Consider the following 24,787-nt stretch of genomic DNA (forward strand, 5'->3'; position numbering starts at 1 on the left):
CCGTGCACTCTCCCGCTGGTCCGGCCGTTCCGGACAGCGGTGAAGGCCCGCTCGCACGAGGCGCGCGGGCCCAAACCCGTTCAGTGTAGTCGATCTCGGTGATCGCTACAGCGTGGTGGTCGCTAGAGCTTGGTGACCTGGTCGAAGCTGAGCTCGACCGGGGTCTCGCGCTCGAACAGCGAGACGAGGACGGTGAGCTTGCCGCTCTCCGGCTTGATCTCGGAGATCGAACCCGGAAGACCCGCGAACGAGCCTTCCTTGATCGTGATCGTCTCGCCGATCTCGAAGTCGACCTCGGCTGCGGGCTGTGCCTGCAGCGAGCCGCTGCCCTTCGCGCCACCCTTGGTCGGGGCGGCCTCGGCCACCTGCACCAGGGACTTGAGCATCCCGAACGCCTCGTCGAAGCGGAGCGGGGTCGGGTTGTGGGCGTTGCCGACGAAGCCGGTGACACCCGGGGTGTGGCGGACGACCGACCACGAGTCCTCGTTGAGGTCCATGCGGACGAGCACGTACGAGGGGATCCGGACGCGGGTGACCAGCTTGCGCTGCCCGTTCTTGATCTCGACGACGTCCTCCATCGGGACCTCGACCTGGTAGATGTAGTCCTCCATCGACATCGAGACCATGCGGTTCTCGATGTTCGACTTCACGCGGCGCTCGAAGCCCGCGTAGGAGTGGATGACGTACCACTTGCCCGGCTTCATCCGCAGCTCGGCCTTGAAGGCCTCGTACGGGTCAACCTCGGCGGGCTCGTCGTCCTCGTCCTCGGCGTCGAGTGCCTCGTCGGCAGCGAGCGTCTCGTTGGCCTCGGCGGCGGTCTCGGACTCGAGCTCGACTTCTTCCTCGTCCTCGACGGCCTCGACGGCGGCCTCGGCCTCGTCGGCGGAGTCGATCTCGAGGGCGTCGTCCACGACGGCGTCGGCTTCGGGGTCGCGGGACTCCTGCAGAGCCGTCAGCGCTTCGTCGAGGCCGGCGTCGACGGTGCCGTCGTCGGGCTCGGAGCTGAGGCCGAGCGACTCGTCGTCGTCGCCCTCGATCGAGATCGCACGCTCTTCAGCGGACTCGACGGAGCGTCCTTCGCCGGTCTCGACGTCGCCTTCCTGGTTCTCCTCGACCTCGGAGGACTGCTCGGCAGCCGTCGCGAGGTCGATGTCATCGCGGGAGTTGTCAGACACAGTCGATTCTTTCCGTTCGGTGGTTCGGGTCGGGTTGGCGGTCGGTCATGGTCACGATCGACGCCGTCTCGGGCGACCGTACTCCTCGGAACGGCTGCGCACGGCAACCGACGTCGGGGTCAGGCCGTGGGCCCGTTGCCGAAGACGTACCCGACGCCGAGACCGAACACGAAGTCGAGGATCGACACCAGGATCATCATGACGACGACGAACACGAGCACGACACCCGTGTAGCTGAAGAGTTCCTTGCGGGTCGGCGTCACGACCTTGCGCAGCTCGCCGATCACCTGACGGATGAAGAGCACGATGGCAGCGATGGGCCCGCGGCGCTCGGCCCGGTCCTGCTTCGCCTGGGCGACGACGTCGTCCGCCGTCGTCTCCATGTCTTTGCTCGCCAACTTCTACCCTTCCAGAGTTGCAGGGCGGACAGGACTCGAACCTGCAACCTGCGGTTTTGGAGACCGCTGCTCTACCAATTGAGCCACCGCCCTTCGCAACACGGTTCGTCACCGATCCGCGTTCCGGTGGACGAGTCTACGGGAGTCCGTCACACGGTGTCCACTTGACCCCTTCCACGGCGTGCCGCGCCGGTAGGCTGAGCCCCGTGAGCACCGCAGCCCCAGGCCCCGAGTCCACCGCCCACGTGTCCCCCGACACCCTCGCCACCGCGTCGGCCGATCGCCCGCGCATCGCGTCCCGCATCGCCGCCATCGCCGAGTCCGCGACGCTCAAGGTCGATGCCAAGGCCAAGGCGCTCAAGGCCGCCGGGCGCCCGGTGATCTCGTTCGCCGCCGGCGAGCCCGACTTCGCGACCCCGCAGCACGTCGTCGATGCCGCGGTCGCCGCGGCGCAGGACCCGAAGAACCACCGCTACACCCCCGCCACCGGCCTGCCCGAACTGAAGCAGGCCATCGCCGACAAGACCGCCCGGGTGTCCGGCGTCACGGTCGAGCCGTCGCAGGTCATCGTGACGAACGGCGGCAAGCAGGCGGTGTACCAGGCGTTCCAGACCATCGTCGACGCCGGTGACGAGGTCCTGCTGCCCGCGCCGTACTGGACCACCTACCCCGAGGCCATCCGCCTGGCCGGTGGCGAGCCGGTCGAGGTCTTCGCCGGCAGCGACCAGGACTACCTGGTGACCGTCGAGCAGCTCGAGGCAGCCCGCACCCCGAAGACCAAGGCACTGCTGTTCTGCTCGCCGTCGAACCCCACCGGCGCGGTGTACTCGGCCGAGCAGACCCGGGCGATCGGCGAGTGGGCGCTCGAGCACGGCATCTGGGTGATCAGCGACGAGATCTACCAGGACCTGGTGTACGACGGCGTCCGCTTCGCCGGCATCCTGGCCGAGGTCCCCGCCCTGGCCGACACCACGATCCTGGTGAACGGCGTCGCGAAGACCTACGCCATGACGGGCTGGCGTGTCGGGTGGTTCATCGGCCCGACCGACGCCGTCAAGGCCGCTTCCAACCTGCAGTCGCACCTGTCGTCCAACGTCTCCAACGTGTCGCAGCGTGCCGCGATCGCCGCGCTGACCGGTCCCCAGGAACCCGTCGCCGCGATGCGCGAGGCCTTCGATCGTCGACGTCGGTCGATCGTGGACGGCCTCAACGCGATCCCGGGGTTCCGGACGCCGACCCCGCAGGGCGCCTTCTACGTCTACCCGGACGTCACCGAACTGCTCGGCCGCGAATGGGCCGGTGCCACCCCGACGACCACGCTCGAGCTGGCCGACCTGATCCTCGAGCACGCCGAGGTCGCGGTCGTCCCCGGTGAGGCCTTCGGTCCGTCCGGCTACCTGCGTCTGTCGTACGCGCTGGGCGACGAGGACATCGCCGAGGGCGTCGCCCGACTGGCGGAGTTCTTCGCGTAGACACTGCCGGACACGGAACGGGCCACCTCGTCGAGGTGGCCCGTTCTTCCCGTTCCGGGAGGCGCGTGGAGCGTCGTGCTCGTCGGTCCCGTCGCGCGGACACTCAGCCGAGCAGGTCCCCCACCACCACGGGTTCCGGGACGAGCGAGACACCGAAGCGGTTCAGGACGCTCACCTGCACGTACCGGGCGAGCTCGGCCACCTGCGCGGCCGTCGCCCCGCCGCGGTTCGTCAGTGCGAGGGTGTGCTTCGACGAGATCGCCGCGCGCGAACCCGGCACCGCGTACCCCCGGTGGACGCCGGCGTGCTCGATGAGCCAGGCCGCACTGAGCTTGACGTCGTCGCCCGCGGGCCAGCGCGGAGCATCAGCTGGCAGGGTCTCGGCGAACGCGGGCGAGACGATCGGGTTCGTGAAGAACGATCCGGCGCTCCAGGTGTCGTGGTCGTCCCCGTCGAGCACCATGCCCTTGGAACCGCGCAGCCGCAGGACCTCGTCGCGGACGGTCGTGGGCGGCACGAGCGCGCCGAGGTCGACACCGAGCGAACCGGCGAGCTGCGCGTACTGCACGGGCACGCCGTGCTCCCCCGCGAGTCCGAGCCGGAACTCCACCGTCAGCACGACACCGCGCCGACCGTGCTTGAGGGTCGACGTGCGGTAGCCCAGCGCCAGCTCGGCTACCGGGACCCACGCGCGCTCCCCCGTGGCCGCATCCAGGAACTCGACGCGGGTGAGCACGTCGGCGAGTTCGACCCCGTAGGCGCCGATGTTCTGCACGGGGGACGCACCGACCGTGCCCGGGATGCCGCTGAGGGCCTCCAGGCCGGTCCAGCCGTTCGCGACCGTCGTGGCGACGAACGGGTCCCACGGTTCACCGGCGGCGACGCGGACGGTGACGCCGTCGGCGTCGCGGTCCGCGTCGACGCCCGTCGTGCGGACCAGCACGACGGTGCCGTCGAAGCCCTGGTCGGCGACCAGCAGGTTGCTGCCGCCGCCGAGGACGAGCCACTCGTGGTCGTCGAAGGCGTCGGTCGCGTGGGCGACGAGCTCGTCGGTCGTCGTCGCCGTCAGCAGCCGGGTGGCGGGCCCGCCGACGCGGAGCGTCGTCAGGTCGGCCAGCACCGGCTCGGACACGGTCAGTGGAACACCACCGTGACCTGCGCCTTGCCGAGCACGGTCTGCCCGGCGGCGGTCACGGTGAGGTCGATGCGCTTCGGACGGCCGTCCTCGTCGACGGTGCCGACCTTCGCGACGATGCCGACCGTGGCACCCTGCTCCGGGTCGACGACGACGGGGCGCGTGAAACGGACGCCGTAGCCCGCGACCCAGCCGCGGTCGCCGAGCCACTCGGCCACCGGCTGCACGGCGATCCCCATGGTGAGCATGCCGTGGGCGAGGACGCCGGGCAGACCGACCGAGGCGGCGACGTCGTCGCGGTAGTGGATCGGGTTGAAGTCGCCCGAGGCGCCGGCGTACCGGACGAGCGAATCACGGGTGAGGTGCACGGCACGTTCGGCGACGATGGTGCCGACCTCGAGCGCGGTGGCGGGTGCGGCGGTCATGCGTCGTCTCCTCGGACCACGAGGGTGGAGGTCGCCGTGACGACGTGCTCCCCCTCGGCGTCGTTCATGGTGCTCTGGGCCGTGACCATCGCGTTGCCGCCGAGGGTCTTCACGCTGGTCACCGTCAGGGTCGCGGTGAGCTCGTCACCGGCGACGATCGGACGGTCGTAGGTGAAGGACTGCTCGCCGTGGACCACGCGGGAGAAGTCGATGCCGGCGTCGGGCTCGTTCAGGAGCTGCGCGAGCGTGGCTTCCTGCACGACGACGGCGAACGTCGGGGGTGCGACCACGTCGGCGTACCCGGCGGCGCGGGCGGCGTCCGGATCGTGGTGGACGGGGTTGGTCGCGAACACCGCACGAGAGAACTCGCGCACCTTCTCGCGGCCGACCAGGTAGGGCTGGGCCGGCGGGAACGTCCTGCCGACGAGCTCGGGGTTCACTGACACCACGGCAGTCTACTGAAGGCCCGTCCGGGCGGGTCCGTCCGGGCGGGTCCGTCCGGGCGGGTCCGTCCGGGCGGGTCCGTCTGGCGCTCGGGCCGCACTGTCGGCCATGAGAACGCATCAGTTAGACTGTCTGAGACCGATTCGGGGGAATCGGTGCGTGCCGTTCGGCACGCGTTCGTTCGGGACGGGGAGGGCCGATGGACACCACGACGGAGTTCGCCGTGCACACGGGCGACCGGTGCACCGCCATGGAGGTCGCCGCCGCCGCGCTGCGCCGCACCGGTCACCACGTCGAGTCGACGGGTGGCACGATGACCGCGACGGCAGGCAGCCGGGCGCTCACCATCCTGCTCGGCGCGCTCGTGCAGCCGGCCCGGGAGTACCGCCGGTACGAGCTGTCCACCGTCGTGGACGGTGCCACCACGACGATCTCGCTGCGCCGGGCCGGACACGGCACGGCCGTGTCCGGCGGCAGCATCGGAGCGAACCGGCGTCGGGCCGCCTGGCACGAGGTCACCGCCGCCGTCGAGGACGCGTTCCGCACCGCCGGGGTGCTCGCGACGCGGACCGACACCGGCTCCCACCGCACCCGGTAGCGGGCTGCAGCACGTGGCCGCCCGGCGCACCGTGCCCGGATCGGTCACCGATGACCCCGTCGGCCATCTAGGTTGGGCGCGGGGCCCGGGAAAGGAACCGCCATGAGCATGGAGAGCGCTGCCTGGAGCTCGCTGTACAAGATCTCGTCCGCGCAGGGCGGCAAGCACGGGTTCTCCCGCGCGACCGTTAGACGGATCCTGACGTTCGCGGTGCCGTACCGGGCGAAGCTGCTGGTGTTCATCGCCCTCTCCGTCGTCGGTGCCTTCCTCGCCGTCGCGACGCCGGTGCTCGCGGGACAGGTGGTCGACGTCATCGTCGCCCGGGGCGAGGTCGCCACCATCGTCCGGCTGGCCGTGGTCATCGCCCTGGTCGCCGTCGCCGACGCCGCCGTGTCGCTGACGACACGCTGGTACTCGGCACGGATCGGCGAGGGCGTGATCCTGGACCTCCGCACCGCCGTCTTCGACCACGTGCAGAAGATGCCGATCGCGTTCTTCACCCGCACCCGGACCGGCGCGCTCGTGAGCCGCCTGAACAACGACGTGATCGGTGCGCAGCAGGCCTTCAGCGGCACCCTGTCCGGCGTGGTCACGAACCTGGTGGCGCTGGTCCTCACCCTGATCGTCATGCTCAGCACCTCGTGGCTCGTGACGGTCCTCGCCGTGGTAATGCTGCCGCTCTTCCTGGTCCCCGCGCGCCGGATGGGCAGCCGCCTGGCCGCGCTGCGCCGCGAGGCCGCCGACCACAACTCCGCGATGAGCACCCAGATGACCGAGCGCTTCTCGGCACCCGGCGCCACCCTCGTCAAGCTGTTCGGCCGGCCCGACGAGGAGGCCGAGGAGTTCCGCGTCCGCGCTGCCCGCGTCCGCGACATCGGGGTCCGGACCGCGATGCTGCAGTTCGTCTTCTTCACCGCACTGATGCTCGTCTCCGCACTCGCCCTGGCGCTCGTGTACGGGCTCGGCGGCTTCCTCGCGCTCGCCGGGCGGCTGGACACCGGCGAGGTCGTCACCCTGGCGCTCCTGCTCACCCGCCTGTACGCGCCGCTGACCAGCCTGGCGAACGCCCGGGTGGAGATCATGAGCGCCGTGGTCAGCTTCGAGCGCGTCTTCGAGGTCCTGGACCTCGAACCGCTCATCCAGGAGCAGCCGGACGCGGTCACCATCCCCGACGGGCCGGTGTCCGTCGAGTTCGACGACGTCCGGTTCGCCTACCCGTCCGCCGACAAGGTGTCCCTCGCCTCGCTCGAGGAGGTCGCGACGCTCGACACCCGCGGCGGCGAGGAGGTCCTGCACGGGCTGTCCTTCCGGATCGAGCCGGGCCAGACCGTCGCCCTCGTCGGGACGTCGGGTGCGGGCAAGTCCACGGTCGCGCAGTTGCTCTCGCGCCTGTACGACGTCGACAGCGGCACCGTCCGCCTGGCGGGCACGGACGTCCGCGACGTCACCTTCGCCTCGATGCGGCACACCCTCGGCATGGTGACGCAGGACGGCCACCTGTTCCACGAGACCATCCGCTCCAACCTGCGGTTCGCGCGGCCCGAGGCGACCGAGGACGAGGTGTGGGACGCCGTCCGTCGCGCTCGTCTCGAACCGCTCATCCGGTCCCTGCCCGACCAGCTGGACACGATGGTGGGAGAACGCGGCTACCGGCTGTCCGGCGGTGAGCGGCAGCGCATGACCATCGCGCGGCTCCTGCTCGCCCAGCCGCGCGTCGTCATCCTCGACGAGGCGACGGCAGCGCTGGACTCGACGTCCGAGGCCGCCGTGCAGGCCGCACTCGGCGAGGCGCTCGAGGGACGGACCGCGATGGTGATCGCCCACCGACTCTCCACCATCCGCAGCGCGGACCTGATCCTGGTGGTCGAGGACGGCTCGATCGTGGAGCGCGGTACGCACGACGAGCTGCTGGCCACCGGTGGGCGGTACGAGGAGCTGCACCGGACCCAGTTCGCCGCGCAGGAGAACGTCGATACCGACGCGGAAGCAGCGGTGGACTGAGCGGGCAGTCGGGCAGTCGGGCGGCGCAGCAGGGGTCTGCGCCGCCACCAACAGAGAAGGCCCCCTGACCCAGGGGATCCTGGACGAGAGGGCCTTGCGCGTAGCGAGGGCGGGACTTGAACCCGCGACCCCACGATTATGAGTCGTGTGCTCTAACCAACTGAGCTACCCCGCCAGAGATCCGGAGCGGCGTGCGCACCGGGTCGGAGCCCCGAGTCAGGATTGAACTGACGACCCCCTCCTTACCATGGAGGTGCTCTACCACTGAGCTATCGGGGCGATGTGCCGCGAACGGCACCACACGAGGATAGCAGACCTCCGACGCTGCTCCGGAACCGGACGAGACGCCCGGGCGTGCCGCGTCGTGGGCCGCTAGTTCGCGTTGGCCTTGAGCCACGCCAGCGGGTCCACCGGGACTCCGTCGACGTGGACCTCGAGGTGCAGGTGCGGGCCCGTGGAGTTGCCCGTGCTGCCGACGAGACCGAGGATGTCGCCGACCTCGACGTGCTGGCCGGTGACCACCTTGAAGGAGTTGTCCTCCATGTGGCCGTAGACGCTGACGAACTGCTTGCCGTCGACGTCGTGCTCCACCCAGACGTCGTTGCCGAAGCCGCCGTCGTTCGCCTGCACCTTGATCACGGTGCCGGCGGCGATGACACCGATCGGGGTGCCCTCACCCGGTGCGAAGTCGACGCCCATGTGGTTCGTCGAGCAGAACGAGCACCCGGCGACCTGGCGGCCCCCGAAGCCCGAGGTGATCGGGACGCCGGTCAGGAACGGCCACTGGATCGTGCCCGTCGGGTCGTTCGTGAAGCTCGAGGAGTCGACGTTCGCGTACTGCGTGGCATCGGACACCGTGAACTGGTCTCGGGCGGTGGAACCGTCGGCGGCAGCCCCGACCTGCATCGACTGGGTGGCACCACCGGAGGTGGCACGAGCCGCGGTCGACCCGGACTCGGGCACCCAGAGGGCCTGCGCCGGCAGGGAGGTCGAGACGACCAGGCCGGCCGCGAAGAGCAGGGCGCCGACGGCGGTCACGCGCGAGGCCGACCGGCGGAACGACGCGCCCCGCTTCCGGGTCGGCGCTGCGACGGGCGTGCTGGTGGAGGGGATGTGGCGCGTTGCGCGGTCGACCGGGGCCGGGGCCGTCGTGGCTGTCCGGCCGTTGCGGCGGCGCGAGGCGGGGACCTGACCGGCCACGCGGCGGGGCGCAGATGTGGGAGCGACGGGGGCGACGGACTGCGCCTGCACGTCGGGCGAGGTGGGTGCCGGCGGCGTCTGGATGCGCGAGGCCGGGCGCGCGGGCGACGCCGGCGCGAAGTCGATCGGCGACACGGGGGCCGCAGGGGTCCCCGGCGTGGCCGCTCCGATGACGTCGTCGAAGCTCGGACCCGTCGAGTCCTGCGCCGTGGTCGAGCCCTTGGCCGCTGCTCGTTCTGCCTCGATCCGAGCGCGTCGGGTCTGGTGGACGACCGGGGTGGCGGCGTCGACGGAACCGTCGGTGGGAGCGGACGACAGAGGAGTACGGGGCATGCGTGCGGTGGCGATCCTGATCGGAGAAGGGCCCACTCGTTGGTAACGAGCAGATAACGGGACCTGAGCACGCTAGCAGGCGACGTCCCAGGTCGCCAGTCGTGGTCATGTCCACCCAGGACCCCCGGAGGTGGTGCCCGGCGGGTCGTCAGGCCGGCACGGATCCGAGCGCACCGGCCTCGAGCCGACGCACCAGCGCCTCGAGTTCGTCGGCGACGGCGGGGCTCGCGAACAGGAAGGAGCGGGTCCCCCCGGCCTCCCAGATGCGGATGGTCGCGCCGGCCTCCTGTGCCACGAGGGCCCCGCCCGCCATGTCCCACGGGTTGATCCCGCGTTCGTAGTAGGCGTCCACCGTCCCCGCCCCGACCGCGCAGCAGTCGAGCGACGCCGCTCCCCCACGGCGGATGTCCCGCACCTCGCCGATGAGACCGGCGAGCACCGCCACCTGCTCGCGACGACGGTCTGCCGTGTACCCGAACCCGGTGGCGACGAGCGTCTCCGCCAGCGACCCGGGCGCGGCGACGGACAACGGCTCCCCGTCACGCGTCGCGCCCTGTCCGGCGGCCGCGCGGAAGACGGTGCCCGTCGCCGGTGCCACGACGACGCCCGCGATCGGCTCCCAGGTCATCGGGTCGGCCCCGCCGCGGACGACACCGATGCTCACGCCGTACTCGTCGCTGCCGTACAGGTAGTTGACCGTGCCGTCGATCGGGTCCACCACCCACGTGATGCCCGAGGCCCCCGAGGCGGATCCGGACTCCTCGCCGTGGAAAGCGTCGTCGGGACGGGCCTCGGCGATGCGGGCACGGATCAGCGCCTCGACCTCGCGGTCAGCGGCCGTGACCACGTCGACGATGCTCGACTTCCGGTCCGCGACCTCGACCCCCTCGGCGCGGCGCCGTGCGGCCAGCGCCGCGGCGTCACGGGCGATCGACTCGGCGAGGTCGGCGAACTGGGCGGGGGTGAGGTCGGAGGCCATGCACCCATCCTCCCGGAAACACCATCGGCCCCGTCCGCAGTGGACGGGGCCGATCAGATGGTGGCAAGTGAGGGATTCGAACCCCCGAAGGCTACGCCGGCTGATTTACAGTCAGATCCCTTTGGCCGCTTGGGTAACTTGCCATGCGCACCCAGCCGGTGTGATCACCAACCGAAGGCGCGCACAAAAGCATAGCGGATCGCTGACGGTGGTCGTGACCACCGTCAGCCGATCCGCGCGACCGGAACCGGGCCTCCTGTCCGCCGTTAGGCTGTTCCGCATGGCAGACAGTTCCTTCGACGTGGTCAGCAAGGTCGACAAGATGGAGGCGGAGAACGCCCTCAACCAGGCGGCCAAGGAGATCGAGCAGCGGTACGACTTCAAGGGTGCCGACGCCTCGGTCGCGTTCAGCGGTGAGGACGTCCTGATCAAGGCGAACTCGGAAGAGCGCGCCAAGGCGGTCCTCGACGTGCTGCAGAGCAAGGCGATCAAGCGCAACATCAGCCTGAAGAGCCTGGACGCCGGCGACCCGTACCCCTCGGGCAAGGAGTACCGCATCGAGGTCAAGTTCAAGAACGGCATCGAGCAGGACGTGGCGAAGAAGATCGGTGCGTTCCTGCGTGCCAACGCCCCGAAAACCGTGAAGAGCCAGATCCAGGGTGACGAGCTCCGCGTCTCGTCGAAGAGCCGTGACGACCTGCAGAACACGATCCAGCTCCTCAAGGGTGAAGAGTTCGACGTCCCGTTGCAGTTCATCAACTTCCGCTGACCCGCGGCCCCTGCGAACGACACCCGACACCGGCACCCCGTGGAGCACTGGCTCACCGTCGTCATCACCGTCCTGCTCGTCCTGCTGGACCTGGCGATCCGCGTCTTCTCGATCATCTACGTCCCGATCAACCGGAAGCCGCAGACCGCGACGGCGTGGCTGCTCGCGATCTTCCTCATCCCCTACATCGGCTTCATCGTCTTCCTGGTCATCGGGTCGACGAAGCTCCCGCGCGCCCGACGCGAGAAGCAGACCGAGATCAACGCGTACATCCTCGAGCAGACCGAGGGCATCGAGCGGGTCCGCCGTGACCACCCGTGGCCCGCGTGGCTGGAGAGCGTCACACGGCTGAACCGCGAGCTCGGAGCGATGCCGTTGGTCGGGGGCAACTCGGCGGAGCTCTACCCCGACTCCGAGGAGTCCATCGCCGAGATGACCCGGGCGATCGACCAGTCCCGCCGCTTCGTGCACGTCGAGTTCTACATCGCGACGCTCGACGACACCACCCGGCCCTTCTTCGAGGCGCTCGCGCGGGCACAGTCCCGCGGTGTGACCGTGCGGTTCCTGCTCGACCACTGGGCCAGCCGCGGGTACCCGGGGTACAAGGACACCCTGGCGTTCATGGACCAGGCGGGCATCGAGTGGCACCTGATGCTCCCGCTCCTGCCGCTGCAGGGCAAGTTCCAGCGTCCCGACCTCCGCAACCACCGGAAGATCATGGTGCTCGACGGCTCGGTCGCGTTCACCGGCTCGCAGAACCTGATCGACGCCTCCTACGACATCAGGTCCCACGTCGAGAAGGGCATGGTCTACAAGGACCTGTTCGCCCGGTTCGAGGGGCCGGTCGTCGCCGGGCTCAACGCCCTGTTCGTCACCGACTGGTACAGCGAGACCGACGAGCTGCTGCTGCGTGAGAGCGACCCCGTCCAGCGGGCCGACCGCGGCGACGCGCTCGACTGCCAGGTGGTGCCGTCCGGACCGGGGTTCGACGGCGAGAACAACCTGCGCCTGTTCAACGCGCTGCTCTACTCCGCACAGCAGAAGGTGTCGATCACCTCGCCGTACTTCGTGCCCGACGACTCGATGCTCTACGCCATCACCACGACGGCGCAGCGTGGGGTCGAGGTCGAACTGTTCGTCGGCGAGATGGGCGACCACACGATGACCTGGCACGCGCAGCGCTCCTACTACGAGGGACTCCTGCGGGCCGGCGTGAAGATCTGGCTCTACCGCGCGCCGACGATCCTGCACGCCAAGCACTTCACGATCGACGACGAGGTGTCGGTGATCGGCTCGAGCAACATGGACATGCGCTCGTTCAGCCTGAACCTCGAGGTCTCCGTGATGGTGCGCGGTCACCGCTTCGTCGACGCCCTGCGCGAGGTGCAGGAAGCGTACAAGGAGCACAGCTTCGAACTCACGCTCGACGAGTGGGTCGACCGTCCGCGCCGTTCCAAGGTGCTCGACAACGTCGCGCGGCTCACGGCGGCGCTGCAGTAGCCGACGCTGTCGCAGCGTCGCAGCGCGCACCGTGGCGGCGCGCACCGTCGCACCGTCGCACCGTGCGTCGTCCTCCACCCGGTGCGACCTTGACCGCACCGTGCGTCGCGACAGCGGGGCACCCGGCGAGCAAGCCCGCGGTGAACGGACAACCCTGCACCGTGCGGTAAGTGTTCCGTGGCCGGTGCGGGTCCGCCAGGTGCGCTCAGCGCAGCGGGACGAGGGACGCCAGGGCTCCCACCACCCGCTCGAGCGGGCCGCGGCCGAGGAACCGCCGCCACAGCATCGCGAAGACCACCGAGCCGAGGGCGAACCAGCCCCAGGCCTCGGCCGACTCGGGGTACGTCGGCAGCGTCGCGAGGACCACGAGGTGCCCCGAGTACACCGTCAGGGGCATCGACCCGACAGCGGCGAGCGGGAACGCGATCCGCTCGGCGACCCTCCCGCGGCCGTCGAACACGAGCACGCAGAGCGCGATGAGCGCGACCGCGACGCCGGCCGTCCCGAGCACGTCGACGACCGACGACGAGTGGTCACGCGGGGACAGGAACAGCTGGGCGAGCGCCTGGCCGGGGGTCGAGCCCTCGCCCGCGTACGGCACGCCGGGGAACGCCAGGGCCGCGTCGTCCGGCAGCGGGGCGAGGAACGAGCCCGCGACGTACGCGGTGGCGGCGACCAGTGCGCCGGACACGAGGAGCGCGACCTGCCGGCCACGGTCCTCCAGGCCGACCCGGGCGACCGCGAGCCCCACCAGGACGTACGCCAAGAAGGTGACCACGGGGTAGACCAGGCCGAGCTGGACACCGACCATGCCCGCATCCGCGTAGGCGGGGGCGATCGCCAGCGCGGCGACGGGCGACAGCAGCGCGCAGACGGCGGCGATGCCGAGCAGCGCCGCCGGCCGGAGGCGGAGCACCGGGACCACGAGCAGGAACAGCACCCCGTACGTCGGCAGGATCACGTAGACCGGGGTGTCGAGCGCCATCAGCGCGAAGCCGATGACGACCACCACCACCGCACGGATCGCGAGCCGGGCGCGGATCCGTCCGATCGTCGGCGGGCCGGGCGGGTCCGTGCGGCCGCTCGTCAAGCCGATCGAGACACCGGCCAGGACTGCGAACAGGGTCGACGGGCGGCCGTGGGCGACGGCGGTCCAGGTCGCCGGGTCGGTCCACTCGAGCTGCTCCGCGATGCCGCCGACGTGGGCGGCCACCATGCCGAGCAGCGCGATCGCGCGCGCCACGTCGACGCCCTGCAACCGGACCCCCGACGCAGACGCGCCCCGCACCGCGGTGGGCGGGACGGGGCGCGTGTCGGTCACGGCAGTCAGCTCGTCGGTGCGTCGACGCGGCCGAGCGAGACGTCGATCATCTCGTCGCGCGGGACGACTTTGATGCGCTCACGGCCGTCGATCGACCCGAGGGCCTGCTCGTGGGTGTCGAGGTGGTGCCAGCCCTCGAGGTCGGTGTACTCGACACCGCGCTCGCGGAGCAGGGCCGGGATCGCCTCGTCCGAGGGGTCCTCCGGCGTCCACCAGCTCGCCTGGTCGTTGACGATGTGCTGCACGGTCTCCATGGCGTCGGACTTGGTGTGCCCGATGAGCCCGACCGGACCACGCTTGATCCAGCCGGTGGCGTACACACCGGGGATCTGCTGGTTGTCGTCGTCGAGGACCTGGCCCTCGTGGTTCGGGATGACGCCGTGCCGCTCGTCGAACGGGACACCGGGCAGCGGGGAACCGAAGTACCCGACGGCGCGGTAGGCGGCCTGGATCGGGATCTCGCGGATCTCGCCAGTGCCCTCGACGCCGCCCTCGCCGTTCGGACGGGTGCGCTCGTAACGGATGGCGGTCAGCTTGCCCTGCTCGTCGCCGACGAACTCGATCGGCTTCGCGTAGAAGTGCAGGTGGAGCCGACGGCTGGCCTGGCCGACCTCGCGCGTGCGCCACTGCTCGAGGACACGGTTGATGACCATGACCTGCTTGTTCGTCGCGATCGCGGTCTTCGATGCCTCGTCGTGGTCGAAGTCCTCGTCGTAGACGACCATGTCGACGTCGCGGACCTCGCCGAGCTCACGGAGCTCGAGGGGTGTGAACTTCACCTGCGCCGGGCCGCGGCGGCCGAAGACGTGCACGTCCGTGACCGGCGAGGCCTTGAGTCCCTGGTACACGTTCTCTGGGATCTCCGTCGGCAGCAGGTCGTCGGCGTGCTTCGCCAGGATGCGCGACACGTCGAGGGCCACGTTGCCGACGCCGATGACCGCGACGCTCTCGGCCTCGAGCGGCCAGGTGCGCGGGACGTCGGGGTGGCCGTCGAACCAGCTCACGAACTCGGCTGCACCGTACGAGCCGTCGAGGTCGACGCCGGGGATGTCGAGGTCGGCGTCCTTGATCGCACCCGTCGAGAAGACGACGGCGTTGTAGTGCTTCTTGAGGTCGTCGAGGGTGATGTCCTCGCCGTAGCGGACGTTGCCGAACAGCCGGACGACCCCGCGGTCGAGGACGTCGCGCAGGGCGTTGATGATGCCCTTGATCCGCGGGTGGTCGGGGGCGACGCCGTACCGGACCAGGCCGTAGGGCGCCGGGAGCTGCTCGAACAGGTCGATCGACACGTCGTAACCGCGGGCCTCGCGCAGCAGGATGTCCGCGGCGTAGATGCCGGCCGGGCCGGCGCCGACGATGGCGAGTCGGAGGGTGGGCACTGATCGTCTCCAGTTCGTTCGGGTGGGGGTTCCCGGGGGTGCCTCCCGACCGTGCCGCGGTGGGCGTGCCGTGTCGGGAGGGGTGTTCAGCGGCTTCGGTCGACGACGGAGTCCGCGAAGCGGGTGAGCGCCCGTTTCACGATGCCGTCGGGCAGCGGAGCGAGGGCGTCGACGGCTTCGCGGGCCCAGGCGACGGCGACCGCACGGGTCGCTGCGGTGGCCTCGTGCTCACGGAGGGCGGAGACGGCCGACTGGTACGGAGCGGAGTCGACCACGTCGTCGGGGGCGCCGTTGACGTCGCGCTCGATGCGCTCGACCAGGTGCTGTGCCGAGGGGTCCGTCACGGCCATCCGCCGCAGTTGCAGCATCGGCAGGGTGTCGACGCCTGCGCGCAGGTCGTTGCCGGCGATCTTGCCGGTCTTGTCCGTCGCGGGTGCGAGGTCGATGACGTCGTCGACGAGCTGGAAGGCCACACCGACCTTCTCGCCGAACGTGCCGACGGCGTCGAGGTAGGCACGGTCGGCACCGGAGAACATCACACCCGCGCGGGCGGCGGTGGCGATGAGTGAACCGGTCTTGTCGCTGAGCACCTGGATGTAGTGCTCCAGTGGGTCGTCGTGCGACTGCGGACCGGTGGTCTCGTGCAGCTGGCCCATGCAGAGGCGCTGGAACGTCTCGGCCTGCATCCGGATGCCCTCGGTGCCGAGGTCCGCGGTGATCAGGCTGGCGCGGGCGAAGAGCAGGTCGCCGGTCAGGATCGCCACGTTGTTGCCGTAGGTGATCTGCGCGGCGGGGACCCCGCGGCGCACCGGCGCCTCGTCCATGACGTCGTCGTGGTAGAGCGACGCCAAGTGGGTGGTCTCGATGCTCACCGCGGCCTTGACCACCGCGTCGGTCACGCCGTCGCCGAGCTGCGCGATGAGGAGCGTCAGCGTCGGACGGATGCGCTTGCCCCCGGCGGAGAGCAGGTACCGGCTGGTGGTGTCGGCGAGGGTGTCGGTGGAGCGCATGGCGTCCTCGAGCCCCTGCTCGACGAGCTCGAGCCCGTCGTCGACCGCGGAGATGAAGCGACGGTCGGCGGGCGTGGCGAACAACCGCTCGCCGATGCCCAGCGACGCGCGCAGGCTCGGCGCGCGACGTGCGACCGGGACGCTCGGATTCAAGTGCTGCTCCGTCTTCGGGGGTGGTGACCGGTCAGTCGGCGGCCGGGTCGACGCGCGGCTGCTCGCCGGTGTTCTGGTGGTCACGGCGGGCCTTCGCACGCCGTGCCGCGGACTCGCGCACCGTGTCGGCGACGGGCTTGCGGCCACGGTGCAGTGCGACGATACCGGCCGTCAGGTTGCGGTAGGCGACCACCGAGAAGCCGACACCGCGGAGCCACTGGGTCAGCACCTGCTGGTCGGGCCACGCGTCGATGGACTCGGCGAGGTACCGGTAGGCAGCCGGGTTGCTGCTCGAGAGCCGCGCGATGCCCGGGAGCACGCGCTTCAGGTAGGTGCCGTAGCCGAAGCGCAGCAGCGCACGCGGCGGCGTCGAGAACTCACAGATGACGACGCGGCCACCGGGCTTCAGGACGCGGAGCATCTCGGCGAGCGCCTGCTTCGGGTCGTTGACGTTGCGCAGTCCGAACGAGATCGTGACGGCGTCGAACGTGTCGTCGTCGAAGGGCAGCTGCTCGGCGTCGCCCTCGACGAAGGTGATCTCGGGGTGACGCTCACGGCCGACGGCGATCATGCCCGCGGACAGGTCGAGCGCGGTGACCTCGGCGCCCTTCTTGGCGAAGGCCGCCGCGCTGGTGCCCGTGCCCGCGGCGATGTCGAGGACCTTCTCGCCGGGCTGGGGGTCGACCGCGCGGACGGTGGCGACACGCCACAGCGGGGCGTTGCCCGCCGACAGGATGTCGTTCGTGAGGTCGTACTTGGCCGCGACGTCATCGAACATCGCCGCCACCTCGTCCGGGCGCTTGTTCAGGTCCGCTCTGCTCACGTGGTCAATCCTAGAGGTCCCGACCGAGCGTTCACCGGACTCGCAGCCACCCGGGCGGTGCGGGATCGGCGCGTAGCATCGGAGCCGTGACCCGAACCACCACGGCGGCGCCCCCGCTGACGGTCTCGACCCGGATCCTCGACGACCCGGGCACCGTCCTCCGCCACACGCTCCGCGACCGACCCCTCGCCTTCGTCCGGAACGGCGACGGCATCGTCGGCATCGGTGAGGCGCTTCGGTTCACCTTCACCGGCCCCGACCGGATGCGTGACGCGGCCGCGCTCTGGCGCAGTGTCGTCGCGACCGCCGTCGTCGACGACCCCGTCCAGCTGCGCGGCTCGGGGCTCGTCGCCTTCGGGTCGTTCGCGTTCGCCGACGACTCCGCCGACGAGAGCGTGCTCATCGTGCCCCGGGTGGTCCTCGGCCGCCGTCGGGGCAAGGCCTGGCTGACGGCCATCGACACCACGGCCGGCGCGGAGCCCCTGGCCTTCACCCGGACCTCGGTCCCGGTCCCCCGGGTCGGACCGCACGTCTCCGTCGAGCTGCGTCCCGGGCAGATCGACGAAGCCACCTACGCCGCCAACGTGTCCGAGGCCGTCCGCCGCATCGTGGCCGGGAGCGCCCAGAAGGTGGTGCTCGCCCGCGACCTGGTCGGCACGCTGCCGTCGGGGGCCGATCGACGAGCCGTCCTGCTCGACCTCGCCGCCGCCTACCCGCAGTGCGTGACCTTCGCAGTGGACGGGCTGGTCGGTGCCACGCCGGAGACCCTCGCCCGCACCGACGGCACGCGGCTGACCGCGCGGGTGCTCGCCGGCAGCGCCGCACGGGGCACCGACGAGGTCTCCGACCGTGCCGCCGCCGAGGCCCTGGCCAGCAGCGCCAAGGACGTCGAGGAGCACGCCTTCGCGATCGACAGCCTGCTCGCGGCCCTCGCACCGCTCGCCACGGACCTGCGCGCCGACGCCGAACCGTTCCGGCTGCAGCTGCCGAACCTGTGGCACCTGGCGACGGACGTGCAGGCGACGCTGCCGCCCGACACGACCTCGCTCGACGTCGCCGACGCGCTGCACCCGACGGCCGCGGTCGCGGGCACCCCGACCGACGTCGCGGTGCGGCTCGTCGCCGAGCTCGAGGGCGTCGACCGCGGTCGCTACGCCGGGCCGGTCGGCTGGATGAGCGCGACGGGCGACGGTGAGTGGATGCTCGCGCTGCGCAGCGCACGGATCGACGACGACGGCACCGTCCGCGCCTGGGCGGGCGCCGGGATCGTCGCCGGCTCGGAGCCCGAGCGCGAGGTCGCCGAGACGGCCCTGAAGTTCCGACCGATCACCGACGCCCTGGCCTGAAGCACCCCGGGGCCGCGCGGAGACCGGGTCGCAGCGTGGCCGGGGCACCCGTGGCCGGTCAGTCGGCCAGCGGTACTTCGATCACGACGCGCTCGGCGGGGTCCGTCAGCACGCGTTCGAGGTCGCCCCACGTGGCCGCCCGGCGGTACTCCCACCCGAGACCCGTGACGACCCGTTCGACGTCGACGTGCTGCGGGGTCGACATCATCCGGCGCATGTCGGCGTCCGGCGTGGTCTTCGCGACCTCGAGCCCGCGGAAGATGGCGCCACCGTGGTCGTTGCCGACGACGACCTGCACCCGGTGGGTGCGTTCCTCGGTGCCGGTGACGAACGCGCCGAGGTCGTGCAGCAGCGTCAGGTCGCCGAGGAGCACGCGCGTGGTGCCCACCGAGGCGGAGGACTGCTCGAGTGCCGCGGCGATGCCGAGCGCGGTCGAGACGGTGCCGTCGATGCCGGCCAGTCCGCGGTTCGCGTGCACCCGGATCTTCTTGCCGAGCACCCGGGCATCGGCTTCGCGGATGAGCTGCGAGGCGCCGAGGACCAGGCGGTCGTGCGGCCAGGTCACCCCCCAGACGGCGTCGGCGAGCATGGCCCGGTCGACGGGTCGGCGACGGAGCGCGACCTCGTCACGCAGGAACTTGTTCCGCTCGGCGCGGTCGGCGGAGCGCTTGGCGTCGAGGTCCGGGCCGGCGTCGCCGTCCCCCAGGATCCGTCGGCTGGCACCCACCCAGCGGCCGACCCACGCACGGTGCTCCGGGCGGGTGCGGCCCGTCACGCGGACGTCGGACACGAAGGTGGTCGCGGCGTCCGGTCGGGAGGCACGGGCCGGGTCGAAGGGGTCGGCCGCCGGTCCGCGGACGACGATCGTCTCGACCCCGTCGCGCTGCAGGAGCGCGGGGACCTCTCTGCTGAGGGTCGGGTGGCCGAGCACGACGGCGCGGCGGACGGCGCCACCGTGGTCCGCGTCGCGCAGGAGTTCACGGTAGGCCACGACCAGGTTGCGGCCGAAGCGCGCGCCGCTGGAGACCTCGGCGAGGAGCGGCGCCCCGAGTTCCCAGGCGATCCGCTCAGCTTCCTCGCCGGCGTCGTGCCCGGCGATGACGACGGTGGCCGGCTCGTCGTCCGGGGTGAGTTCGGCGACCGGCAGACCGGTGTGGGCGCGGCGGGTGGCGAAGGCGAGGTCGATCTCGTCGTCGGGGACGGCGGTGACGTGCTCCGGGGTGAGCCCGGCGGAGAGCGGCTCACGGAACGCGACGTTGAGCTGTGCGGGCCCCGGCTGCCCGGTGTGCCCGGCTGCGGCGGCGACCGTCTGTCGGGCGAGGGCGCGCAGGGTGTCGCGGACCGAGGCGTCGACGCCGTGCGCCGACGGGGCCTCGACGTCGCGGACGAAGGCGACGGCCTCGCCGAAGATCCCCGGTTGCACCGTGGTCTGGTTGCTCCCGATGCCGCGGAGCTCGTCGGGGCGGTCCGCACTCAGCACGATCATCGGCACGCCCGAGTGGTGCGCCTCGAGCACGGCGGGGTGCAGGTTCGCCACCGCGGTGCCCGACGTGGTCGCGACCGCGGCGGGTCGGTGCGTCTCGACCGCGAGCCCGAGCGCGAAGAACCCGGCGGTCCGTTCGTCCAACCGGACGTGCACGGTCAGTCCGCCGGCACGTTCGAGGGCGACCGCGGCGAGCGCGAGCGCCTGGGACCGGGAACCGGGGCTGACCACGACGTCGGTGACGCCGGCGCGGACGAGTTCCTGCAGGAGCGCGAGCGCGGTGTCGGTCGCCGGGCTGCCCGAGCCGGCGGGGCCGTCAGCGATCGGTGCGGCCGTCGTCGTCGCGCTCGTGGAACTGGTCTTCGAGGTCTCGGAGGGTCGCGTCGTCCTGGTCCTTGTCCGTGAGGGTGTCGCCCGGCTCCGGCGTGGTGCCGAGGAAGTCCGGGTCGTCTTCGGGTCCACGGTACCGGGCGGATGCACCGGGGTCCGTCGCGGGGGTGCGACCGAGCAGGAACCACAGGACGCCGCCCAGCACGGGCAGGATGATCACGAGCAGCAGCCACACACCGCGACGCAGGGAACGGATGCGCTGACGGGGCATCGTGCCGCAGTCGATGGCCGCGTACACCGTGAAGGCAACGGCGGCCACGACGACGATCAACCACAAGCGGACCATGCGGTGAAGTCTAGGTCGCGACCCTGTGATGCCCCTGCCGGTCGGCGCTTCCGTAGACTCACCGTGTGAAAGCGTGGCTCCTGTACACCCTGGCTCGGCTCGGCATCTTCGTGGTGGCGCTCGTGCTCCTCCTGCTCCTGACGCCGCTGAAGTGGTACTGGGCGACGATCATCGCCGCCCTGGTGGGTCTGCTCATCTCGTACATCGCACTGTCCGGACTCCGCACGCAGGTCGCCCTGAGCCTGGCGAACCGCCGCGGCGTCCCCGAGCGCGACGCCGACTCGGACTTCGAGGACGACTTCGTCGACGCCGCCGACTCGGATGCCGCAGCCGCTCCCGTCGTCCGTCCGGTGTCCGACGCGGACCGGCACGAAGCACGCCGGGACGCCGACGCCGACTGACCCCGGGCATGGGGTCGTCAGGTCGGAGCCGGAACGGTTACGGCTGCACGGCCAGGGTGATCCCGAGCACCACGCCGAAGGCGAGCGACGCGAACGACGACAGCTGCAGCGCCGTGATGAGCTCGCGGGGCTTCCGCGACGACACCCCGATCGCCAGGGCCGGCAGCGCCAGCAGCAGCGAGAAGTACGTGAAGCCCGTGCGGAAGTACAGCAGCACGAACCAGAGCAGCACGACGTACGGCAGCATCAGGAACAGGCCGAAGAGCACGCGGGCGACCGGACGGCCGACGACCACGGCGAGTGTCCGCTTGCCCGCCAGCTGGTCCTCGTCGATGTCGCGGATGTTGTTCACCATCAGGACCGCGCAGGCGAAGAACCCGGCGGCCACCGCGGCGGCCCAGCCACTCAGCGTGACCTCGCGGATCTGCACGAACTGCGTACCGAGCACGGCGACGAGTCCGAAGAACACGAACACGAACACCTCGCCGAGGGCGTTGTACCCGTACGGCTTCTTGCCGCCCGTGTAGAACCAGGCGGCGACGATGGCGGCGGCCCCGACGAGCAGCAGCCACCACAGCTGGGTGAGCAGCACGATGACCAGGCCGGCGACGGCTGCCAGGCCGAAGAACGTCAGGGCGACCGTGAGCACCGTCCGGGGCTTGGCCAGCCCGGCACCCGTGAGCCGTGCGGGTCCGACGCGGTACTCGTCGGTGCCGCGGACCCCGTCGGAGTAGTCGTTGCTGTAGTTCACGCCGATCTGCAGGAACAGCGCCACGGCCAGGGCGAGCAGCGCGACGGCGAGGTGGCTGCCCTTCGCCAGGTAGTCGCCGAAGTCCCCGGGCTCACCGCTGTCGACGAACGCGACGGCGGTGCCCAGCACGACCGGGACGACGCCGAGGGTCAGGGTGCGCAGACGCGCGCCGCCGATCCAGTCGCGTGCGGTCGCCTTCCGCTTGGTGCGGGCGGGGGCAGCGGCCTTCGCCGGGTTGCCGGACCGGCCCTGCTTCTGCGTCGAGTTCTTCGTTCGTGCCACGAGCACCGATCTTATTGCCGATGCGGCGCCCGCTGGCTCGCCCCTACGGCCCTGCCGGGTCGACGAGCGCCTGCACGGCCCGCCGGTCGGGTTTGCCGGACGCCAGCATCGGGATCCGGTCCACCAGGACCACGTCGGCCGGCCGGGCGGCACGGCCGAGGGCGGCTCCCACGTGGGCACGCACGGTATCCGGGTCGAGCGGTTGCTCGGTGACGACGACGGGGACCTCGCCCCACTCCCCCGCCGAGCGCCGCACGACGACGGCACTCTGCTGCCCGGGCAGCCCCCGGACGAGCCGTTCGACCGCCCCGAGCTGGACCTTCTCGCCACCGGAGATCACCACGTCGTCGAGGCGTCCGAGCACGCGGACGACCCCGCCGGACAGGGTCGCGGTGTCCCCGGTCCGGTACCACCGCAGCCCGTCCCGCTCGACGAAGGCCGATGCCGTGCGGTCGTCGTCGTCGAGGTACCCCTCGGCGAGCATCGGCCCGGCCAGGTGCAGCTCGTCGTCGACCAGTGCGGTGCGCACGGTGCCGAACGGGACGCCGTCGTACACGCACCCACCGCTCGTCTCGCTCGCGCCGTACGTCGTCACGATCCGGACCCCGGCGTCGTGCGCGCGCTGCCGGAGCGGCGCGGGGGTCGCCTGTCCGCCGACCAGGACCGCGTCGAACCCGGCGAGGGCGCGGGTGGCGTCCGGGTCGTCGAGCACCCGGGCGAGCTGGACCGGCACCAGCGAGGTGTACCGACGGGGCGCGGCCGGACCGGTGACGAGCCGTTCGGCCGCCTCGGTGAACGCGGCGGCCGCGAAGTGCCCGGGTGCCACGACGACGGGCTCGGTGCCGGCGGTGATCGAGCGGGTCAGGACGTTGAGGCCGGCGATGTAGTGCGTCGGCAGCGCGAGCACCCAGCGTCCCGGACCACCGAGCGCCGCGTCGGCCGCCGCCGCACCGGCGAGGAGCGCCTCGGACGACAGCGCCACGCGCTTGCCGGTCCCGGTGGACCCGCTCGTCTCGACCACCAGGGCGACCGCCTGCCGGACCTCGGCCGGAGGTGCCTTCGGCAGCGCCGGAGCCCCCTCGGCGACGGGGAGCAGCGCGGGGCCGCCGGCGAGCGCTGCCTCCAGGGCGCGCAGCACGGCCGACGGGTCCGACGTACCGGTCGCGACCAGCGGACGGGGCATCAGTAGTGCCAGGGGAACGCGGTCCACTCGGGAGCGCGCTTCTCGAGGAACGAGTCGCGACCCTCGACCGCCTCGTCGGTGCCGTACGCCAACCGCGTCGCCTCGCCCGCGAAGACCTGCTGACCGACCATGCCGTCGTCGACGGCGTTGAACGCGTACTTGAGCATCCGGATCGCCGTCGGGGACTTGCCGAGCACGATCTCGCCCCAGCGGATCGCCTCACGCTCGAGGTCCTCGTGGGGGACCACGGCGTTCACCGCACCCATCTCGTAGGCGCGCTGGGCGGAGTACTCCTGCGCGAGGAAGAAGACCTCGCGGGCGAACTTCTGCCCGATCTGCTTGGCGTAGTAGGCGCTGCCGTACCCGCCGTCGAACGAGCCGACGTCGGCGTCGGTCTGCTTGAACCTGCCGTGCTCGGCACTCGCGATGGTGAGGTCGCAGATGGCGTGCAGGGAGTGCCCACCGCCGGCGGCCCAGCCGGGGACGACCGCGATGACGACCTTGGGCATCATCCGGATGAGGCGCTGGACCTCGAGGATGTGGAGCCGCCCCATCGACGCCTGCGCGGCCGCGGGGTCGACGCCCTCGGGCGGTGCACCCTCGTCACCGACGTACTGGTAGCCGCTCCGTCCACGGATGCGCTGGTCGCCGCCGGAGCAGAACGCCCACCCGCCGTCCTTCGGGCTCGGGCCGTTGCCCGTGAGCAGGACGACACCGACACGGGGGTCCTGCCGTGCGTCGTCGAGGGCGCGGTAGAGCTCGTCGACCGTGCGCGGGCGGAAGGCGTTCCGGACCTCCGGACGGTCGAAGGCGACACGGACGATCCCCTTGGAGACGTGCTTGTGGTACGTGATGTCGGTGAACTGCTCCGCGATCGGAGCGGTGGTCCAGACGTCGGGGTCGAACAGGTCGGAGACGGGAGCAGCCATGCCCCCAACGTACCGCCGGGCGTCTGCCGGGTCAGGCGCCCATGTCGGTCAGGAGCTCCGGCGCGACGAACACCATGATCACGATGAGGATCACGGGGTTCGCGAAGAACGCCAGGACGACCCCGATGGCGCCGTACCAGCGGCCGAAGGATCCGACGGCGGCGACGAACCCGAGCACGGCGGCGATGAGCGTCAGGAACACGACGACGAAGCAGATGCCGAACGCGAAGTTCGTGTCACCGCCCATGAACACGGCGAACGCGCTGGCGTCGACCGCAGCGGAGACCACGGCGAGGCCCAGGGCGATCTTGCCGACGACGGGGTTGCGGCGCTTCTTGGAGGCCGCCTGCCGCACGTCGACGGTGTTGCGCTGCATGAGCCGGGCGAAGTCGTCGGACCAGGCTGTCGGACGCGCCGTCGCTCGGGACGGGTTCGCCGCGGGTCGGGCATCCGCGCTCGGACGGGCTGCAGACGCCGGACGGGCTGCCGGACGAGCGCCGGCGCTCGACGGGTCGGCCTGGCGCTGTGCTGCCCGCTGCTGTGCTGCGCGCTGCCGCGGATCCACCGCCACCGAGCCTCCCTCGTTCCGGGTCGTTCCCCTCGCCGACCGGAGCCGACCGA

The 24,787-nt window shown here is 71.3% G+C and carries 24 protein-coding genes and 4 tRNA genes; 7 read left to right on the forward strand and 21 right to left on the reverse strand.

Translation table 11 applies throughout. The annotated features are described in order from the left end of the window. Nucleotides 1-122 precede the first annotated feature (122 nt). From nusG to MXD64_RS12320, 3 genes are all read right to left on the reverse strand, one after another. Nucleotides 123-1,175, reverse strand: a complete 1,053-nt coding sequence (gene nusG / locus MXD64_RS12310) for a transcription termination/antitermination protein NusG (protein WP_017888637.1) — start codon at nt 1,173-1,175, stop codon at nt 123-125. 119 nt (nt 1,176-1,294) lie between these two features. After that, nucleotides 1,295-1,558, reverse strand: coding sequence for a preprotein translocase subunit SecE (gene secE, locus MXD64_RS12315; protein ID WP_017888636.1), 264 nt, complete (start codon nt 1,556-1,558; stop codon nt 1,295-1,297). A 35-nt stretch (nt 1,559-1,593) separates the two neighbouring features. Further along, nucleotides 1,594-1,666, reverse strand: a tRNA-Trp gene (locus tag MXD64_RS12320). Nucleotides 1,667-1,818: 152 nt separating this feature from the next. On the opposite strand from MXD64_RS12320, the gene MXD64_RS12325 reads away from it, so the two are divergent. Beyond that, entirely contained in the window at nt 1,819-3,045 is a 1,227-nt protein-coding gene (locus tag MXD64_RS12325; protein WP_071251883.1) for a pyridoxal phosphate-dependent aminotransferase, read from the forward strand. A gap of 103 nt (nt 3,046-3,148) precedes the next feature. Here MXD64_RS12325 and MXD64_RS12330 read toward each other — a convergent pair whose 3' ends face one another. Genes MXD64_RS12330 through MXD64_RS12340 form a run of 3 tightly spaced genes read right to left on the reverse strand, consistent with a single transcriptional unit; the run spans nt 3,149 to nt 5,051 of the window. After that, a complete protein-coding gene (locus MXD64_RS12330; RefSeq protein WP_140448995.1) occupies nt 3,149-4,177 on the reverse strand; it encodes a UDP-N-acetylmuramate dehydrogenase in 1,029 nt (342 codons plus the stop codon). A gap of 2 nt (nt 4,178-4,179) precedes the next feature. Next, nucleotides 4,180-4,605 carry a MaoC/PaaZ C-terminal domain-containing protein gene (locus MXD64_RS12335; RefSeq protein WP_263136523.1) on the reverse strand — a complete coding sequence of 142 codons (426 nt, stop codon included), beginning with the start codon at nt 4,603-4,605 and terminating at the stop codon, nt 4,180-4,182. Continuing rightward, entirely contained in the window at nt 4,602-5,051 is a 450-nt protein-coding gene (locus MXD64_RS12340) for an FAS1-like dehydratase domain-containing protein (RefSeq protein WP_082047026.1), read from the reverse strand. Before MXD64_RS12340 ends, MXD64_RS12335 begins: the two co-directional genes overlap by 4 nt. A 197-nt stretch (nt 5,052-5,248) precedes the next feature. On the opposite strand from MXD64_RS12340, the gene MXD64_RS12345 reads away from it, so the two are divergent. Continuing rightward, a complete protein-coding gene (locus MXD64_RS12345) occupies nt 5,249-5,647 on the forward strand; it encodes a hypothetical protein (RefSeq protein WP_017888631.1) in 399 nt (132 codons plus the stop codon). 102 nt (nt 5,648-5,749) lie between these two features. Next, nucleotides 5,750-7,648 (forward strand): ABC transporter ATP-binding protein, encoded by a 1,899-nt coding sequence (locus MXD64_RS12350; RefSeq protein WP_214518821.1) that lies wholly within the window; start codon nt 5,750-5,752, stop codon nt 7,646-7,648. Nucleotides 7,649-7,749: 101 nt separating this feature from the next. On the opposite strand, the gene MXD64_RS12355 is transcribed toward MXD64_RS12350, so the two are convergent. The 5 genes from MXD64_RS12355 to MXD64_RS12375 form a co-directional block, all read right to left on the reverse strand. Further along, a tRNA-Met gene (locus MXD64_RS12355) sits at nt 7,750-7,823 on the reverse strand. Nucleotides 7,824-7,855: 32 nt separating this feature from the next. Next, nucleotides 7,856-7,927: transfer RNA gene (locus tag MXD64_RS12360), tRNA-Thr, on the reverse strand. Nucleotides 7,928-8,020: 93 nt separating this feature from the next. Further along, nucleotides 8,021-9,181, reverse strand: coding sequence for a M23 family metallopeptidase (locus MXD64_RS12365; protein WP_052481950.1), 1,161 nt, complete (start codon nt 9,179-9,181; stop codon nt 8,021-8,023). Nucleotides 9,182-9,329: 148 nt separating this feature from the next. Beyond that, the gene (locus tag MXD64_RS12370; RefSeq protein ID WP_194589778.1) at nt 9,330-10,160 is read right to left on the reverse strand and encodes an inositol monophosphatase family protein; all 831 of its coding nucleotides are present in this window, start codon (nt 10,158-10,160) and stop codon (nt 9,330-9,332) included. Nucleotides 10,161-10,218: 58 nt separating this feature from the next. After that, nucleotides 10,219-10,303, reverse strand: a tRNA-Tyr gene (locus MXD64_RS12375). Nucleotides 10,304-10,440: 137 nt separating this feature from the next. Here MXD64_RS12375 and MXD64_RS12380 point away from each other — a divergent pair. Together MXD64_RS12380 and cls are read left to right on the forward strand one after the other, a co-directional pair. Beyond that, entirely contained in the window at nt 10,441-10,929 is a 489-nt protein-coding gene (locus tag MXD64_RS12380; protein ID WP_017888627.1) for a YajQ family cyclic di-GMP-binding protein, read from the forward strand. A gap of 39 nt (nt 10,930-10,968) precedes the next feature. Next, entirely contained in the window at nt 10,969-12,429 is a 1,461-nt protein-coding gene (gene cls, locus MXD64_RS12385; RefSeq protein ID WP_017888626.1) for a cardiolipin synthase, read from the forward strand. A 205-nt stretch (nt 12,430-12,634) separates the two neighbouring features. On the opposite strand, the gene MXD64_RS12390 is transcribed toward cls, so the two are convergent. From MXD64_RS12390 to MXD64_RS12405, 4 genes are all read right to left on the reverse strand, one after another. Continuing rightward, the gene (locus MXD64_RS12390) at nt 12,635-13,750 is read right to left on the reverse strand and encodes a heparan-alpha-glucosaminide N-acetyltransferase domain-containing protein (RefSeq protein ID WP_140448996.1); all 1,116 of its coding nucleotides are present in this window, start codon (nt 13,748-13,750) and stop codon (nt 12,635-12,637) included. A gap of 5 nt (nt 13,751-13,755) precedes the next feature. Then, the gene (locus tag MXD64_RS12395; protein ID WP_159556751.1) at nt 13,756-15,129 is read right to left on the reverse strand and encodes an FAD-dependent oxidoreductase; all 1,374 of its coding nucleotides are present in this window, start codon (nt 15,127-15,129) and stop codon (nt 13,756-13,758) included. A gap of 86 nt (nt 15,130-15,215) precedes the next feature. Beyond that, complete coding sequence (locus MXD64_RS12400) at nt 15,216-16,292, reverse strand: polyprenyl synthetase family protein (protein WP_017888623.1); 1,077 nt, start codon at nt 16,290-16,292, stop codon at nt 15,216-15,218. 31 nt (nt 16,293-16,323) lie between these two features. Continuing rightward, nucleotides 16,324-17,115 (reverse strand): demethylmenaquinone methyltransferase, encoded by a 792-nt coding sequence (locus MXD64_RS12405; RefSeq protein ID WP_017888622.1) that lies wholly within the window; start codon nt 17,113-17,115, stop codon nt 16,324-16,326. Nucleotides 17,116-17,201: 86 nt separating this feature from the next. Here MXD64_RS12405 and MXD64_RS12410 point away from each other — a divergent pair, with 86 nt between their 5' ends. Further along, nucleotides 17,202-18,461 carry an isochorismate synthase gene (locus MXD64_RS12410; protein ID WP_071251887.1) on the forward strand — a complete coding sequence of 420 codons (1,260 nt, stop codon included), beginning with the start codon at nt 17,202-17,204 and terminating at the stop codon, nt 18,459-18,461. A gap of 58 nt (nt 18,462-18,519) precedes the next feature. Here the strand turns inward: MXD64_RS12410 and menD are convergent, their stop codons facing one another. Together menD and MXD64_RS12420 are read right to left on the reverse strand one after the other, a co-directional pair. Beyond that, entirely contained in the window at nt 18,520-20,268 is a 1,749-nt protein-coding gene (gene menD / locus MXD64_RS12415; protein ID WP_263137451.1) for a 2-succinyl-5-enolpyruvyl-6-hydroxy-3-cyclohexene-1-carboxylic-acid synthase, read from the reverse strand. Beyond that, nucleotides 20,261-20,620, reverse strand: a complete 360-nt coding sequence (locus tag MXD64_RS12420) for a PLDc N-terminal domain-containing protein (RefSeq protein ID WP_017888619.1) — start codon at nt 20,618-20,620, stop codon at nt 20,261-20,263. Before MXD64_RS12420 ends, menD begins: the two co-directional genes overlap by 8 nt. A 65-nt stretch (nt 20,621-20,685) precedes the next feature. Between MXD64_RS12420 and MXD64_RS12425 the strand changes: the two genes are divergently transcribed. After that, nucleotides 20,686-21,021, forward strand: coding sequence for a DUF4229 domain-containing protein (locus MXD64_RS12425; RefSeq protein WP_017888618.1), 336 nt, complete (start codon nt 20,686-20,688; stop codon nt 21,019-21,021). 37 nt (nt 21,022-21,058) lie between these two features. Here MXD64_RS12425 and MXD64_RS12430 read toward each other — a convergent pair whose 3' ends face one another. Genes MXD64_RS12430 through MXD64_RS12445 form a run of 4 tightly spaced genes read right to left on the reverse strand, consistent with a single transcriptional unit; the run spans nt 21,059 to nt 24,737 of the window. Continuing rightward, a complete protein-coding gene (locus MXD64_RS12430; RefSeq protein WP_042541197.1) occupies nt 21,059-22,060 on the reverse strand; it encodes a 1,4-dihydroxy-2-naphthoate polyprenyltransferase in 1,002 nt (333 codons plus the stop codon). Nucleotides 22,061-22,097: 37 nt separating this feature from the next. Further along, nucleotides 22,098-23,237, reverse strand: a complete 1,140-nt coding sequence (locus MXD64_RS12435; RefSeq protein ID WP_194589782.1) for an AMP-binding protein — start codon at nt 23,235-23,237, stop codon at nt 22,098-22,100. After that, on the reverse strand, nt 23,237-24,166 hold the full coding sequence (locus MXD64_RS12440) for a 1,4-dihydroxy-2-naphthoyl-CoA synthase (RefSeq protein WP_017888615.1): 930 nt from the start codon (nt 24,164-24,166) through the stop codon (nt 23,237-23,239). Before MXD64_RS12440 ends, MXD64_RS12435 begins: the two co-directional genes overlap by 1 nt. Nucleotides 24,167-24,197: 31 nt before the next feature. After that, the gene (locus MXD64_RS12445) at nt 24,198-24,737 is read right to left on the reverse strand and encodes a hypothetical protein (RefSeq protein ID WP_263136525.1); all 540 of its coding nucleotides are present in this window, start codon (nt 24,735-24,737) and stop codon (nt 24,198-24,200) included. Nucleotides 24,738-24,787 lie beyond the last annotated feature (50 nt).

It is taken from the genome of Curtobacterium sp. Arg-1 (genome assembly GCF_025643395.1).
GTDB classification, from domain to species: Bacteria; Actinomycetota; Actinomycetes; order Actinomycetales; family Microbacteriaceae; genus Curtobacterium; species Curtobacterium poinsettiae.

Coding starts and splice junctions, on each gene's coding strand:
- secE (WP_017888636.1), bottom strand. CDS start 1,558: ATGGAGACGACGGCGGACGACGTCGTCGCCCAGGCGAAGCAGGACCGG.
- MXD64_RS12335 (WP_263136523.1), bottom strand. CDS start 4,605: ATGACCGCCGCACCCGCCACCGCGCTCGAGGTCGGCACCATCGTCGCC.
- MXD64_RS12345 (WP_017888631.1), top strand. CDS start 5,249: ATGGACACCACGACGGAGTTCGCCGTGCACACGGGCGACCGGTGCACC.
- MXD64_RS12350 (WP_214518821.1), top strand. CDS start 5,750: ATGAGCATGGAGAGCGCTGCCTGGAGCTCGCTGTACAAGATCTCGTCC.
- MXD64_RS12365 (WP_052481950.1), bottom strand. CDS start 9,181: ATGCCCCGTACTCCTCTGTCGTCCGCTCCCACCGACGGTTCCGTCGAC.
- MXD64_RS12370 (WP_194589778.1), bottom strand. CDS start 10,160: ATGGCCTCCGACCTCACCCCCGCCCAGTTCGCCGACCTCGCCGAGTCG.
- MXD64_RS12380 (WP_017888627.1), top strand. CDS start 10,441: ATGGCAGACAGTTCCTTCGACGTGGTCAGCAAGGTCGACAAGATGGAG.
- MXD64_RS12420 (WP_017888619.1), bottom strand. CDS start 20,620: ATGGTCCGCTTGTGGTTGATCGTCGTCGTGGCCGCCGTTGCCTTCACG.
- MXD64_RS12435 (WP_194589782.1), bottom strand. CDS start 23,237: ATGCCCCGTCCGCTGGTCGCGACCGGTACGTCGGACCCGTCGGCCGTG.
- MXD64_RS12440 (WP_017888615.1), bottom strand. CDS start 24,166: ATGGCTGCTCCCGTCTCCGACCTGTTCGACCCCGACGTCTGGACCACC.